We start from the raw sequence: 15,298 nt of genomic DNA on the forward strand, positions 1-15,298 counted from the left end.
TTTAAGCGATTAAACTTTATAAATAATATTTCCTTTATTAAATCCAGATTACAACGTTTATTTATTATAAAAGTTAAAGCGCTTATACTTTTAAACAAGAAAGGCTGGTGTGTTAGTGATTAAGAGTGAAAGCCGGCGGCAGACCTTCTACATGTATATGTTCATTTCCCCGTGGTTAATCGGTTTTCTGGTGTTTGCCTTGTACCCAATTCTTTCGTCGCTGTATTACAGCTTCACGGACTATGACATCATCCACCCGCCGAGATTCATCGGACTTGCCAACTACACAGAGATGTTTCACAACGAGCTGTTCTGGAAATCAGTCACGGTCACCCTGAGGTACACCTTCATCAGTGTGCCAATACAGCTGCTGCTCGGTCTTGGCTTCGCCCTCCTGCTGCACCAGACGATCCCGCTGCGCGGATTCTTCCGTACCGCGATGTATTTCCCCAGTATGGTGTCCGGGGTGGCGATGTCACTCCTGTGGTACTGGATCTTTAACCCGCAGATCGGCCTTTTCAACTACATGCTCTCCTGGTTCGGCATCCATGGCCCGGCCTGGCTGATGAGTCCCGACACGGCGCTGTATGCACTAATTATCATGTCCTTGTGGACCGCCGGTTCAGGCATGATCCTTTTCCTCGCCGGGCTGCAAGGCGTCCCTGCCAGTCTGATCGAAGCTGCCAACCTGGACGGGGCCGGACGGTTCAGGATTTTCCTGAATATCACCCTGCCGATGATCTCGCCGGTACTGCTGTTCCAGCTCATCATGGGTCTGATTGATTCATTCCAGGTGTTCACCCAGGCCTTCGTTATGACACAGGGCGGCCCTAACTACTCTACCTGGTTCTATGTCTACAATCTGTACACCAGTGCCTTCAAGGAATACCGTGCCGGCTACTCCTCCGCGCTGGCATGGGTGCTGCTGATCGTGGTTATGGTGTTCACAGCTATCATTATGAAGCTGTCGAACCGTTATGTGCACTATGAAGGAGGCGGACGCCGATGAGCATCGTCAAAACAGCCAACCACCGCGCACCCGCTTCTGCGCACCGCCGGAGGGTCGATCCTGTGAAGGCAGCCAGCTTCATCACTTTGCTGATTACCACCTTTCTTATGCTGCTGCCGCTGTTCTTCATGGTCTCCACCTCACTGAAATCGAAGCGGGAGATGCTGAAGTTCCCGCCGACCTTTCTGCCGGAGAGCTGGGCGTGGAGCAACTACCGCGAGATTTTTGACACGCTGCATTTCGGTACCCTGTACAAGAACAGTCTGATCATCGCTGTGCTGACTGTCATCGGCACCCTGATCTCCTCGGCGCTGGTCGCCTACGGGTTCGCGCGGTTCAGGGGCAGAGGCAACCAATTCCTGTTCATCCTGCTGCTCAGTACCATGATGCTGCCGTATCCGGCGATTATGATCCCGCAGTTCGTGCTGTTCTCCCATATGAACTGGATTGATACCTTCCTGCCGCTGATCGTGCCCGCATTCTTCGGTTCGGCCTACAACATCTTCCTGCTGCGGCAATTCTTCTCCACCCTGCCCGAGGAATTGTTCGATGCCGGCCGGATCGACGGCTGCGGTGAGCTGCGGATGTGGTGGACGATTGCCTTGCCGCTATCCGCTCCGGCACTGGCAACCGTTGCAATCTTTGCTTTTATCTACAGCTGGAACGACCTGCTTACACCTGTGCTCTACTTAAGCTCATCGGAGAAATTCACCCTGCCGGTCGGCATGGCCTCACTCACCTCGTCGCGCTTCCGCATCCCGCCGTGGCACCTCTTGATGGTCGCTTCCGTACTGGCGATGCTTCCCATTGTGACCTTGTTCGCGGTCGCCCAGAAGCAGTTCGTGGAAGGCATTGTTCTGACCGGCATCAAGTAATCCCCGCCCTATCCGGCGGTCCAATACGACTTGTAATGATGGAGGGATTAGCTGATGAACACACGTAACCGAAAAACATCCTCACTGCTGCTTGCAGCAGGACTAACTGTAATGGCGGCCTTATCCGGCTGCAGCGGAGGCAAATCGGCGGGCAATGTGGCTGCAGGAAATAATGGCGCGGCAAGTGGCGGCAGCACAGAAGAACAAGTAACCATCACCCACTACACCATTGATTCTGAGGACCGCACGTTTATCGAGAAGCTGATTCCCGATTTTGAGAAGAAGCATCCGAATATCCGGGTCAAGGTGGAAAAAGCGCCTTACGAGCAGTTCGACAGCAAGCTGCAGACCCTGATCGCCGGGGGCAAATCGCCTGATGTCACAAGCCATTACGGATATGGCGGTTTTGCCGAATATTACAACAAGGGCATGCTGCTCGATCTGACCGATCTGATTAAGGAAGTGGGATTCAAGCCGGAGGATTATCACATTCCTGACAATCTCATGAAAATCTACACCGTCAAGAACCGCACCTACGGCATCCCGGTCAACATGTATGTCACCCTGATGCTGTACAACAAAGACATGTTCGATGCCGCGAAGCTCTCCTATCCTCCAAGTGATTATGAGGACAAAAGCTGGACCTTTGACAAAATGGTTGAAAAGGCCAAGCAAATGACCGTCGTCTCTGACGACATTGCCAAAACGCAGTACGGCGTGGACTTCACCTGGTCCGAGCGCGATATGCGGCCGCTGTATTTCGGAGCTGAACCCTATTCTGAAGATACCTGGACGAACGGCGGCGTGCCTTCCGAGACCCACTTTGACTCCCCCAAGGTGATTGCCGCTTACCAAAAGCTGTTCGATCTGATATTCAAGGACAAAGTCTCTCCCACCTCCGAGTGGAGCAAAAGCGTGGCCGGACAGAATGGCGATCCCTTCGTTGCAGGTAAAATCGGCATGTCCATCGGCGGCTCCTGGAACCTGGCGGGAGCGAATGATTTTCCATTCAAAATCGGCGTAGCCGCCGTCCCTTGGGGAGGCAACGAGAAGGTGCGCAGTACGCTGTTCGTCGATCCGCTGCTGATTCTGAAGGACTCCAAGCATCCGAAGGAAGCTTTTGAATGGATCAAGTATCTGATGACCACCGAAGTCCAGGAGAAATCCATCGAGCTGAGCGGCGGCAATCCTCCGGTCAATACGGAAGCTGCGGAAGAATATTATAAGCATTTTGACGGCATTGATCCGGCGGATGTGAAGAAGGTCTACGAGGGTGCAGTCAAATACGGCTTCGAATCCTACAACCATCTGATCACCAACTACTCGCAGATCAACGACATGTTCATCAACGAGCTGCAGCCGGTCGAGACCGGACATCAGACACTCGAGGAGGTTATGCCGGTGATTCAGAAGAAAGTGACCGAGATTATTAAGAGATAAACCCCTGCCTTTAGCGGATATGCGGCAAGCCCTGTATACTGTAGGCAGGGAATAGATTCGGAAAATCCGCCGCAAGGAGCGTTTGAGATGAAAGTGAGTATTTTTGATGTAGCCAAAAAATCCGGGTTATCCGTGGTAACGGTCTCCCGGGTCATTAACGGGGCGGGCTCGGTGCGTGAGAAGAACCGCCAAAAAGTGCTGGACGCGATCAAAGAGCTGGATTACCGCCCCAATGCGGCGGCCCGCAGCCTGGCCAGCGGCAAGACCGGCATCATCGGTCTGATTGTAACGACCCTGCAGGATTCCTTCTTCGATGCGGTGGTCAAAGAGCTGAATGAGGTGCTGGCGCTGCACGGCTATTTTCTGGCCATCTCCATCTCTACGGGTATCGCCTCGGACGAGAACCACTATCTGATCCAGGAGGACCGGGTGGACGGCCTGATTCTGCTCTCGCCGATGGAGGAAGACAACTATATTGTGGAGCTGAAGCGGCGCGGCATCCCCTATGTGCTGATTGATAATCAGCAGCCGGAGAATGACAGCTATTCGATTACTATTGATAACGTAAAAGGCGGCTATGCCGCCGCCCGCCACCTGCTGGATCTGGGACATACCTCTATCGCCCATCTCTGCGGGAATGAGATGTTCCGCAGTACCAAGGAACGGCGCGCCGGCTTCCTGAAGGCCCTGAAGGAACAAGGGCTGGAACCCTTTGAGATTGTCCACGGCGATTTTGAAATTACCAAAGGCTACGATACTGCGAAACGCTGGCTGTCCGGGGGCAAACTGCCCACCGCCGTATTTACGGGAGATGATAATATCGCCCTTGGCGTGATCAATGCTCTGATGGAGGCCGGGGTGCGTGTACCGCAAGAGGTGGCTGTTGTCGGCTATGACGACCACTACATTGCTTCCCAGCTCCGCCCGCATCTGACAACCCTGCGCCAGCCGGCAGACAAGATCGGGATAGCCGCAGCCGACATGCTGCTGAAACGCATGAATGGGACGATGAAGCGCGGGGCCAACGTAAGGATTGATCCGGAATTAATTGTACGTGAATCTACTTTATCCAAGTAGAGCCGTACTGTCCGGCAGCTAAGTATAGGATGACGAAATAACTCAGGATGTGAAAGCTCACAAAACTTAGACTATGCTTTCGAGGCGAGTTTTGCGGAGTATATATCAAGGATGCGTGGCTACAAAACTTTAGGAGTGACGACCATTGGCTTACTATTTGGGCATCGATGGCGGAGGAAGCAAAACCTACGCTCTGCTCTGCGATGAGCATGGCAATGTGCTTGGCAAGGGCAGGAGCGGCAATGGGAACCATCAGATGGGAGCCCGTCAGGCCGCGGCCAGTATCCATGAGGCGGCCTTCGCGGCGCTTGCGGAAGCAGGGCTCCAGCTTGGCGAGGTTAAGCATGCTTATCTGGGTCTGGCCGGTGCTGACCGCAAGACGGATTACGACATCCTCCATCCGATGATCCGCAGCATCGGATTTACGAGTTATACGATCAGCGGCGACCCGATGATCGGCCTGCGTGCCGGTACGAAACGCTCTTACGGCGTTGCCCTCATCTGCGGCACCGGCACGAATGCCGCCGGGCGGAGCCGTGAGGGCCGGCACTATCAATGCGGCGGCTTTGATTATATGTACGGTGATTTCGGAGGCGGCGGGGCACTGAATATCGAAGTATTCCGCACCGTACTCCGGGCCTGGGACGGACGGGAAGCGCCTACACTCCTCACAGAGCCGCTGCTTCAGCTGCTCGGCTATACGCATGTCGGAGAGATGTTCGATGACTTCCTCGATCATGGAAAGTCCGTGCCCCTGGACGCCGCCCGCCTGCTGTTCCCGGCAGCGGCCGAAGGTGACGCCGCAGCGCTTGCGATCCTGCACCGCCAGGGCGTGGAGCTGGGCAAGGCCGCTGCGGCCGTGATTCACAGGCTGGGCATGGAGAACGATACCTTTGACGTAGTGCTCGCCGGAAGCCTGCTTACCCGGGGTGACCGGGGCTGGATCACTGGCCCGATTGAGCATGCGGTGCACAGCGCAGCTCCGAACGCTTCCGTGGTCACCTTAACGACAGAACCTGTCGTCGGTGCTGTATGGTCGGCACTCGAAGAAGACGGTATTCCTGTAAACAACGATATTTATGAGAAAATGCGTGTATTTCAAGAGTTCGAAGCAATCCCCATCACAACCAGACAGGAGTGATTAATCTTGGTAACTAACCAAAGCCTTAAGATCGCCGTCATCGGCGGCGGATCTTCCTATACCCCGGAACTCGTCGAAGGCTTCATTCTTCATCACAAGGAGCTTCCGGTCCGCGAGCTATGGCTTGTGGACATTGAACCCGGCCTGCACAAGCTGAATATCGTCGGCAGCCTGGCCAAACGCATGGTAGAGAAATCCGGGCTTCCCATCGAGGTCCACCTCACCACCGACCGCCGCAAAGCGATTGAAGGCGCCGATTTCGTCAGCACACAGATTCGTGTCGGCATGCTGGATGCCCGCGCCCGTGACGAGTCCATCCCGCTGAAGTATGGAGTAATCGGTCAAGAAACGACGGGCCCGGGCGGAATGCTGAAGGCACTGCGTACCATCCCGATCATCCTGGACATCTGCCGGGATATCGAGGAGCTGGCGCCGAACGCCTGGCTGCTGAATTTCACCAATCCGGCCGGAATGGTTACCGAAGCAGTGCTGCGGTATTCGAACGTCAAGAGTGTGGGGCTGTGCAATGCACCCATCGGCTTGATCAAGCAGGTATCGGCCAAATACAATGCCGCCCCTGACCGGATCTATGCCGAGTTCGTCGGCCTGAATCATCTGCATTGGATTACCCGCATTGATGTTGAAGGCGAAGACATGCTGGATGACATGCTGGCCGACACCGCTGGCTACAGCGCGAAGAATGTTCCAGCGAGGGAGTGGAATCCCGAGTTCCTGCAATCCTTGCATGCACTGCCCTCTTACTATCTGAAATATTTCTATATGACCGATGCCATGCTCGCAGAACAGCAGGAATCCTTCAAGCAAGGCGGCAACCGCGCCGAAGTTGTCAAACACGTAGAGGAGGAACTGTTCGCCATCTACGCCAATCCAGAGCTGAGCGAGAAGCCGAAGCAGCTAGAGCAGCGCGGCGGAGCCTTTTATTCCGAGGCTGCGGTCAATCTGATGCGTTCCCTGCATAACGGCACGAACGACATCCAGACACTGAATGTGGCGAACCGCGGCGTCCTGGACTTCCTGCCGGAGGATGCGAGCATTGAGGTCAACTGCGTGGTAACCAAGACCGGCCCCCTGCCGCTGCCGCTGACCAAGATTCCCACGATGGCCAAGGGACTGATCCATGCTGTCAAAACCTACGAACAACTGGCCATTGATGCCGCTGTCACCGGGGACCGCAGCCTGGCGATTCAGGCGCTCGCGCATCATCCGCTTGTGCCTTCCGTAGAGGTGGCTATTGCCATGCTGGACGAAATGCTGGAAGCGAACAAAGCATACTTGCCGAACTTTTTTGCCACAGAGACTGCCGGGACACCGGGACAATAAACGGAAATAACAAAAAGAGACTGCCTTTCAAAAAGGGCAGGCTCTTTTTTTGTTGTAAATGCAACAATAATAATGTATTATTTCTTACATCGTTTGAAAAATACATGAGTAGCGGAGTGGCAATTATGAAAGAAATTTTACGTGAGGTTGGAATGATTGCCAGAGCACTGGATTCTGTAAGTAATATAGAATTCAAAAAGTATGACCTTACAAAAGGGCAGTACTTATATCTCGTGCGAATATGTGAAAATCCGGGAATGATTCAAGAAAAGCTGGCGGAAATGATAAAGGTAGACCGGACAACAGCGGCTCGTGCCATAAAGAAACTGGAGATTAACGGATTTATTAAGAAGAATGATGATCCCGTTAATCAAAAAATTAAAAAACTATTTCCTACAGAGAAAGGGATGACTGTGTACCCTTTTATTAAAAGGGAAAATGATTATTCCAATAGGGTCGCACTATCCGGATTCTCCGAAAGTGAAATAAACACGGTTTTCGACCTGCTGCAAAGAGTCAGAACAAATGTAGAAAAAGACTGGGAGTTTGTAAAAAAAGGGAACCAGAGAATGTATTGATTTCGTAAAAGGAGCCGCCAAAATGACTATAACTATACAAAAGTGCACATTAGGAGATCTGGGAGTCCTTCAAGATCTTAGTGTTGAAACATTTAAGGAGACATTTGAGGATCAAAATTCACCTGAACATATGAAGGCCTACCTGGAAAAAGCGTTTAACGCAGGGCAATTAGAAAAGGAATTATTAAATATCTCTTCGGAATTCTATTTTATTCATTCTAACGGGGAGCTTGCCGGGTATTTAAAGGTCAACACTAATGAGGCTCAATCAGAAATCATGGATAATCTTTCGCTTGAGATTGAGAGGATTTATATCCGCAAAAAATTCCATAAGCAGGGGCTTGGCAGCTATCTGATGAATACAGCTATAGACATAGCAAAAGAACAGAATAAAGAGAAGATTTGGCTCGGGGTTTGGGAAAAAAATGAGCGCGCCATTACCTTTTATCAAAAAACAGGGTTTGTTCAAACCGGAGCCCACTCTTTCTATATGGGTGACGAAGAACAAATCGATCTGATAATGACCAAGACACTCCAATAGGGATTTATCTGTAAAGATATTCAGGCTAGCGGGATATCCCTTATCCGTTGCAGGAGTCAGGGATATCTTTTGTTGGAGTGTAGGTTACTGCTTAACCAGCACGGTTAAATCACCTTCAAAAACCTTCTCGTCATTGTGGTTGTACGTTGATAATAATACAGTAACGCTCCCCGTGTCATTCTTCTTCTCTTTCACTTCGGTCACTTCAACAAGGGTATACAACTCATCCTCCGGGTACACCGGCTTAGTAAATCTAAGATTATTCATAGCGGTTCCAGCAATAACATCATCGCCATAACTCCCCGTCTCCACCCAAAGTTTGAATGAGACAGCCATGGTTTGTATACCTGAAGCAATAATTCCATTGAATCTTCCTTGCTTCGCCTTCTCTTCATCCAAATGCATATATTGAGGGTCAAACTCCGCTGCAAATCTCGTAATACTCTCTTTAGTCATTCTGATGGACTTGGTTCTGAAGACTTGCCCGACAAAAAATTCATTAAATCTCATTCATCGCACCTCTTATATCCGTTAAATTTGCTGTTTTATTGGACGATCTTGTCCTGGGGGCTTAAGTAACCGTGACATTTAAAGTCATAGTTGGGATTGTTCATAACCTCTTCTTTTTGAAGTTCATACATGGCAATTTTATAGTTTATTTCCTCCAAGTGTTTAAAACTTTCGTCAATTTTCTTCTGCACTTCCAATTTGTGCTGCATTAACATTTCTTCTCTTTGCAAAAAGGTGTTATTCCCCAGTTCATAAAGCTCCTTGTAATCCTTTATTTTCGAAAGTGGCATTCCTGTCTCTTTGAGACAACGAATAAAAGAAATCCAGTCTATTTGTTGTTGGGTATACACTCTGCGGCCTTTTTCATCACGAGATATGTTTGGTAATATCCCTTGCTCTTCATAAAATCTAAGTGTCTTAGCAGATACATCTACATTCTCCACTACATATGTCATTGAATACAGCATCTACTCGCCACACCTCCAGTTACTGTAACTAAATATCTATCACAAAGATAACGATAACATAAAAAACCTTTATGTGACCATATATAAATAAATCCTTTACTTCCCGTAACAGCAACCAATTACACTGAAATAGAAAATACAGCAGAATTGCGAGGTTAATAAAATGAATCAGAAATACAGCAGGTTATTTGAATCCTTCACATTCAGAAATGGAGTAACCATTAAGAATAGTATCGTTATGGCCCCAATGACAACCTGGTCAAGTAATGACGATCTTACCCTTTCGGATGACGAAGTGAAATATTACAAACAAAGAGTGAATGGAGTAGGACTCGTCATTACAGGATGTACTCACGTTACACCTAATGGGCAGGGTTTTACGAATGAATTCGCTGGGTACAATGATGAATTCACTCCAAGTTTACGAAAATTAGCTGAGGCAGCCAAAAGTGGAGGCGCTCCGGCGGTCCTGCAGATTTTTCATGCTGGTAATAAAGCCGTGCCTGGGCTGGATGCCGTCAGTGCGAGTGCATTGCAGCCCGAAGTCACTAATTTAGGTTCAACTTCAGAAACAAGGGAACTATCCCATGAGGAGATCTTGTTGATTGTACGTGCTTTTGGAGACACAACAAGACGAGCAATTGAAGCCGGATTTGATGGCGTCGAAATTCACGGGGCTCACGGATTTTTAATACAAAACTTCTGGTCGCCAGCAACAAATCAACGGACGGACCCATGGGGAGGATCACTTGAAAATCGCTTGCGTTTCCCATTGGCAATTATTGAAGAGGTCAAAAATGTCATTGAAAAACATGCTACAAAACCATTCCTTATCGGATTCCGGCTTTCCCCTGAAGAATCCCACAAAGTGGACGGATTACGTATGAAAGACACGTATGAATTAATAGATTTCCTTGTTGAACAGGATTTGGATTACATTCATGCTTCATTAGATAATGTGTCTTCAAAGCCAGTAGACAGTCAAGATGAAAAAACTCGGCTTGAATTCATTCTCGAAAGAGCAAACGGGAAGATACCGGTGATGGCTGCCGGCTCCATACTAACACCGGATGATGCCCTTAATGCTATGGAATTAGGCTTGCCGCTAGTCGCCATTGGACATGCGTTAATTATGGATCCCAATTGGGTTGAGAAGGTCGCAAATGGGCGTGAAGCCGAGGTGGATTCTGAATTGAACGTTTCGAAACTCGACCAGCTTAATATTCCGGAAAAACTTTGGAATGTATTTCAAGCCATGCCCGGTTGGTTTAATATCGCTAAATAAACATCCTGAAATACCGTTGAATCGTTTATTGTATTCTCAACGGACTTAAAGAACCCATCTCCACTTATCGTGGACAATGGGTTCTTTTTTTTATCGTATATACCTTAGGGGTTAAATCACCTTATGCTGAACCCACTTATCCCCGAGAAAACGCCGGAGGAAAATGAAGCCGCGTATGCCCCACTCACAGTTCATGGCCAGCCATACTCCGAGAATACCCATATGCAGCACGATGCCGAGGATGTAGCCGAGCACTACGCGGAACAGCCACATGGACAGCATCGACACGATGGATGTGAACTTGGAATCGCCAGCAGCACGAAGTGCCGAAGGGGTAATAAAACTGACCGACCACAGCGGAATCTGGGCAATCGAATTAATCAGAAAAACAATGAAGATATCCCGGACAATCTCCTGCGGCGGATGAAACAGCGACACCAGCGGGTGGAATAACGGGAAGATCAGCAGCGCCATTAAGACAAAAGAGGCTGAGGACAGCCACAGAAATGACTTAACGAATTTGCGCGCATCCTGTGTATTCCGGCTTCCCATGCATTGGCCAACGACAGTGATTAACGTCAGCGACAATGCATTGGCGGGAATCTGCATGACCCCGGCGAGCGAGGAAGTGATTGCATTGGTCGCAATGGCATAGGTACCAAGACTGACAATAAAAATCTGCGTTAGAATCTTACCGCCATTGAAGAACATCTGCTCCGCCGCAAACGGCAGGCCGATGAACATGATTCTCCGGAGCATGGTCCAGTTGAGAACCAATAAGTCCCGGATCTTCACCCGGAGGCTGCTGTCGAGCCGGAACAGATAGATCAGCGAGCAGACCGCCGCCAGATACCGGGAGGCATTAATCGCGATGGTCATGCCGAACACGCCCATATGCAGCCCGTTGATGAACACAAAGTTCAACAGCACATAAGAAAAGTTCATAATCAGCGAGAGTACGAGGGACACACGGGTCCTCCCGATGCCGCGCAGCGCGCCGCACACCGCTTCCATCACAGCAATCCCCAGGTAGGACAGGCTGCTGCCGATCAGATACGTACGGGCGTTCGACATGACCTCCGGTGAAGCCGCACCGAACAGCAGATGCAGCAGCGGTCCATGGAACACAATGCCAAACAAGCCGATGGCAAATGCCATCAGCGAAACAGAGGAGACCGCTCCGGCGGCGGCTTTGGAGACCATCAGGTCGTTCCCGCTGCCTTTATATTGCGCTACAACAACGGTTCCGCCAGTGGATACCGCGATGAACACACTGATCAGAAAAATATTCAGCGAATCTATCATATTCACCGCACTGATCGCCGCCACACCGGAAGAGCTGATCATCGCTGTGTTCACGACGTTCAGCCCTACCACAAAGGCCTGGTCTACCAATATAGGAAGAAATAACGATATGATTTGACGGTAGTCAATGGATTCTCCGGAAAAATACTTGTCGAGAAACAGGCGGCCCTGCTTCACATTCACCTTGGGCTCTAGCATAAGTTCACTTCTTTATATTAGAATTAGGGCTTCGCTATTCTAACATATGAGCTGCATAAGTCAAGGCGGTCTGCGTATGTGACCGGCATTACTCCCCGTGCATGGAAGGAGATAATGAAATTGAGAATGTTTTATCAAACGGGGTCACTGCGTTAACCAGCACCGCCTTGCAGTTATTCTGCAGCTTGGCCTCCCGTACCCCGGTCGCCAGATGTTCTCTCCCGCCCCCCGTCAATTCAATCCAGTCCTCACCGCAGGCATAACGGAGATTCCCGCCGCTCCAGAGATAGCAATCCTCGTCTGTAGCCTGCAGCTCTCCAGAAGTGAAGCTTCCTTCGCTCCCGAAAATGAAAGACACCTGTGTCATGACCTCCGCCGGCTCATCGCAGTGGAGCCGGATAGTCCAGCCTTCGTCAGTCTTCTGCACCTCGGCTTGTACCCGGAATGTCTGTTCATGCGTAAGCGGGCGGCTCTGATGCGGGAGCAAATACCAAGGACTGACCGGCGTTCGGGATGTTGGCGGAAGCAGCGCCTCCTCGACGGGGCCGTAATAGCCTTTCTTCTGTTCTCCCGCCAGGCGGTATCCTTCGGGCAGCTTGGTCATTTCCTGCATCGGCACATATCCCGGATAAAAGTACGATGCCACCTGAACGGCAAGCAGCCTTACGGCACCATGGCGCAGCGCAAAGAAAGACGGAGTCTCCGTAATCAGCGTCACACTGGTACTGCCGTCCCTGTAGCGGGCAACGGGTGCACCGAAATCAGTATGCAGCCGGCTGTGGTAAATCCGTCCCCCATGGCCGGCATCATCCATCTGCTCCAAATAATTATGGCGCAGGAAATTCCCGTTCAGCATTTCCTCATATTTCACAGGAAGGGGCGCCGCTGCCTGAAGCGGCTGCTGTAGCTCCGGCTCCAGCAGCATCCGCACGAGCGCGTTAACCGAGCAGACACCCGGATCTGCAAGCGAACATCCAGCCCATTCAGCCATGCCCGCAAATAACTCATCCTTATCGGAGCGGGCCAGAATCGCATACGGCAAATAATACGGAGACAAATCGTGAACACTGCCCAGATCCTGCCGGCCGGAATAATCGGTAACGACCTCGCCCGAAGGATGGACCAGGTACACCATCATGCGCAGATTCTGACGAACCGGGTCCAGCAGCTGCGGACGATTCAGCAGACGGGCGGCATGAATCAGCATGATGTCGCTGACTGCGCTGTAAATCCCGTTGCTTCTCTCCGTCCATTCCCCGTCCGGTGTAATGTCCATCCCTTCCGCCAGCCAATGATCCGCCCGCTGAACGGCCTCTTCGAGTCCAAACAGCTCATGCAGATATCCAAGTGCTGCACAGAGTACCCAGCGGTGATTCGGTGTATGGCATCCGCCCGTAATCATGACAGGCACGGTCCGTTCAAGAAACAGCCGCATATTGTCCAGCACCGGCTGCAGCGGCTGCCATTCCTTGCGGGCCAGCAATTGGTACAGCTGAGCGTAACCGACAATGACAAAAGCCGTATCCGGCGGAGAATGAAAGTTCGTCCAGCCCGGAGATATAGAGCCGTCCTCATGCTGAAAGCGCAGCACGAACTCCGTGGCCAGCAGCAGCCGCGCCAGCAGCGCTTCATCCAGGTAGTACGCAGAATCGGGATTGACCAGAGCCGCTCCCCAGTAACACATGTCCGTCGGCGTGCCAGTCGTGTGATTGACCCAGGCAATACCCGTGCCCGGATCTATCGTCCCGCCATAATAGCGGCTCTGCGGATCCAGCACCTGCCGGGATAATCCTTCCTTCACCGCTCTGTCATTACTCTCCACCAGTTGCTTATACATTGTAATTCCCTCCAATACACATTCTGCTTCATGCCTGGGTGATGCCAGGTTCCTATATCCGTTCCAGCTCTCTCCCGATACGCTCAGGAATCTCGGCAAATAACTGACTCCAGGAAACGAACAGGTCCTCCCGGTCTGCATAGTCCCAGCTCTGGTAAGACAGAGAGGGAGTGAACCGGAAGGTTTGCAGGTAACGGCGGACCCGGCTGTCAATATCTTCGTCCGCCGCCAGAACTCCGCTATAGAAATCGCCGTAGATCAGGCCGTCTGCACCCGCCTCCTCTTGCGTGCAGGACACAAATCCCGGCAGCAGCTCAAATAGTTCAGGAAGCGGAGAGAGCGCATGTTTGCCGGGCTGGACATACAGGGTAGCCCGCGTTCCGCTCAGATTAGTCCGTCCGCGCAGCAGCCCTTTCAGGTATTTACCATGAAAGCTGGCTTCAACATCCGCCACCTCTCCGTTCCTGCCGATGTATACCCACACATGCTCCAGATCATACAGATGCTGAATATCATAATCGTAATAAATGGCGTATTCCACAACAGCCTCCACATCGGGGCGGTTCACAATCAGACGCCGCCGGAAGGAGGGAGAGTCCCCCTCCTTCCGCAGTACCGTTATACCGAAACGAACAGGAAAGAACGGCTCGCACGGATCGAACAATAAGCACGGGGCATATCTGGCAGCCAGTAACCGGTCGGCATCACTCAGCATTAGGCGTGACCTCTGGCCGCAAGCTTGCCCGCAAGCAGCGAATGACTTTCATCGATCTCTTCCGGCCGGCAGGCTGCCTTCAGCTCATACACCTTGACCTGTGCCCGCTCGATCATCGGCAAATAGGCATCGTAGAACTCCATATCCTTGCTGTTCACATAGGGGCACCAATGATCGGAAAGACCAAGGGTTTCATGAATGTGGACACCCACAATATCCTCCATCAGGCCTTCCATTTCCCGCACACTATCGTACAATCCCAAGCGATCCATCATTATGGCATGACCGGTATCGTACCAGATGCCTACAGGTGCTCCTTTTAGCGCCTTTATAATCGTCTTGGCTTCTGCAAGCGTTGGAATCTGCTGCGGTCTAGAGCGGGTCTCGATGCCAAAGCGGACACTCAGTCCCTTCGACAACGCCCGGTTGCATACCTCATCCAGACTTTCGATGATCTTCTGTACATAGCCGGCGCTATATGTCTCTCGCCGCTCCATCAGCTCCGCCCATTTGCTGCGGTAAGCCTCCGAATCTCTGCCCTGTCCGTTATAGATCTGCTCCAGCTCTTTGCTGATATCATTCGGAAAGGGCACTTCGCCGGGATGCACAACAACCGCTTCGCCCCCATAGCGCTGGGCGTATTCGGCTGAGCGGACCAGCAGCTCGATCGCATGCTGCCGCTTATCCTCTTCCCCGAAGCCGAGCAGTACGGAATCTGTACCATAATCAGGGTCCGGAACGTGAGGGAAGGTGTTGTGGACACTGGAGATGCCGATCTCTCCCCGCTCGATCATTGGCTCGATGGTAGTGAGCATTTCCTGGGTCACATTATAATTCAGCTCCACGCGGCGAAAGCCGAGCTCACGGATTTCCCGGACCATTTCACTGCCTCTGGTATGGCGTTTAATATTCCAGCATGTTGAGAAGGAGAAGACTCCCTTATCCTCCATAACAGTGTTCTCCTTTCTTGACCGTTAAC

15 protein-coding genes are annotated in these 15,298 nt (G+C 51.3%); 9 read left to right on the forward strand and 6 right to left on the reverse strand.

From position 1 onward, the window contains the following. Positions 1-151 precede the first annotated feature (151 nt). The 8 genes from A3849_RS05000 (at position 152) to paiA (ending at position 8,002) form a co-directional block, all read left to right on the forward strand. Entirely contained in the window at positions 152-1,009 is an 858-nt protein-coding gene (locus tag A3849_RS05000) for a carbohydrate ABC transporter permease (protein WP_074101484.1), read from the forward strand. Then, entirely contained in the window at positions 1,006-1,884 is an 879-nt protein-coding gene (locus tag A3849_RS05005; protein ID WP_074110425.1) for a carbohydrate ABC transporter permease, read from the forward strand. The genes A3849_RS05000 and A3849_RS05005 overlap by 4 nt, the downstream gene beginning before the upstream one ends. A gap of 54 nt (positions 1,885-1,938) precedes the next feature. After that, positions 1,939-3,324 carry an ABC transporter substrate-binding protein gene (locus A3849_RS05010; protein ID WP_074110426.1) on the forward strand — a complete coding sequence of 462 codons (1,386 nt, stop codon included), beginning with the start codon at positions 1,939-1,941 and terminating at the stop codon, positions 3,322-3,324. 87 nt (positions 3,325-3,411) lie between these two features. Continuing rightward, complete coding sequence (locus A3849_RS05015; RefSeq protein ID WP_074110427.1) at positions 3,412-4,401, forward strand: LacI family DNA-binding transcriptional regulator; 990 nt, start codon at positions 3,412-3,414, stop codon at positions 4,399-4,401. A gap of 145 nt (positions 4,402-4,546) precedes the next feature. After that, the gene (locus tag A3849_RS05020; protein WP_074110428.1) at positions 4,547-5,542 is read left to right on the forward strand and encodes an N-acetylglucosamine kinase; all 996 of its coding nucleotides are present in this window, start codon (positions 4,547-4,549) and stop codon (positions 5,540-5,542) included. 6 nt (positions 5,543-5,548) lie between these two features. Beyond that, the gene (locus tag A3849_RS05025; RefSeq protein WP_143191739.1) at positions 5,549-6,883 is read left to right on the forward strand and encodes a 6-phospho-beta-glucosidase; all 1,335 of its coding nucleotides are present in this window, start codon (positions 5,549-5,551) and stop codon (positions 6,881-6,883) included. A 125-nt stretch (positions 6,884-7,008) separates the two neighbouring features. Next, entirely contained in the window at positions 7,009-7,461 is a 453-nt protein-coding gene (locus A3849_RS05030; RefSeq protein WP_074110430.1) for a MarR family winged helix-turn-helix transcriptional regulator, read from the forward strand. A 22-nt stretch (positions 7,462-7,483) separates the two neighbouring features. Then, the gene (gene paiA / locus A3849_RS05035; RefSeq protein ID WP_074110431.1) at positions 7,484-8,002 is read left to right on the forward strand and encodes a spermidine/spermine N(1)-acetyltransferase; all 519 of its coding nucleotides are present in this window, start codon (positions 7,484-7,486) and stop codon (positions 8,000-8,002) included. Positions 8,003-8,086: 84 nt separating this feature from the next. On the opposite strand, the gene A3849_RS05040 is transcribed toward paiA, so the two are convergent. Further along, a complete protein-coding gene (locus A3849_RS05040; RefSeq protein ID WP_074110432.1) occupies positions 8,087-8,512 on the reverse strand; it encodes a MaoC family dehydratase in 426 nt (141 codons plus the stop codon). A 35-nt stretch (positions 8,513-8,547) separates the two neighbouring features. Next, entirely contained in the window at positions 8,548-8,979 is a 432-nt protein-coding gene (locus A3849_RS05045) for a MerR family transcriptional regulator (RefSeq protein ID WP_074110433.1), read from the reverse strand. 163 nt (positions 8,980-9,142) lie between these two features. Between A3849_RS05045 and A3849_RS05050 the strand changes: the two genes are divergently transcribed. Beyond that, positions 9,143-10,264: an NADH-dependent flavin oxidoreductase gene (locus A3849_RS05050; RefSeq protein ID WP_074110434.1), complete on the forward strand. Its 1,122-nt coding sequence runs from the start codon at positions 9,143-9,145 to the stop codon at positions 10,262-10,264. Between the two features lie 111 nt (positions 10,265-10,375). Here A3849_RS05050 and A3849_RS05055 read toward each other — a convergent pair whose 3' ends face one another. The 4 genes from A3849_RS05055 to A3849_RS05070 all read right to left on the reverse strand — a co-directional run bounded on the left by A3849_RS05055 (position 10,376) and on the right by A3849_RS05070 (position 15,269). Next, positions 10,376-11,767 (reverse strand): MATE family efflux transporter, encoded by a 1,392-nt coding sequence (locus A3849_RS05055; RefSeq protein ID WP_074110435.1) that lies wholly within the window; start codon positions 11,765-11,767, stop codon positions 10,376-10,378. A gap of 88 nt (positions 11,768-11,855) precedes the next feature. Beyond that, a complete protein-coding gene (locus A3849_RS05060; RefSeq protein WP_074110436.1) occupies positions 11,856-13,604 on the reverse strand; it encodes a hypothetical protein in 1,749 nt (582 codons plus the stop codon). 52 nt (positions 13,605-13,656) lie between these two features. Continuing rightward, entirely contained in the window at positions 13,657-14,319 is a 663-nt protein-coding gene (locus A3849_RS05065; protein ID WP_074110437.1) for a hypothetical protein, read from the reverse strand. Beyond that, positions 14,319-15,269: a sugar phosphate isomerase/epimerase family protein gene (locus A3849_RS05070; protein WP_074110438.1), complete on the reverse strand. Its 951-nt coding sequence runs from the start codon at positions 15,267-15,269 to the stop codon at positions 14,319-14,321. The genes A3849_RS05065 and A3849_RS05070 overlap by 1 nt, the downstream gene beginning before the upstream one ends. Positions 15,270-15,298: the final 29 nt, after the last annotated feature.

Source organism: Paenibacillus sp. P46E (assembly GCF_001909095.1).
Taxonomy (GTDB): Bacteria; Bacillota; Bacilli; order Paenibacillales; family Paenibacillaceae; genus Paenibacillus_AQ; species Paenibacillus_AQ helianthi.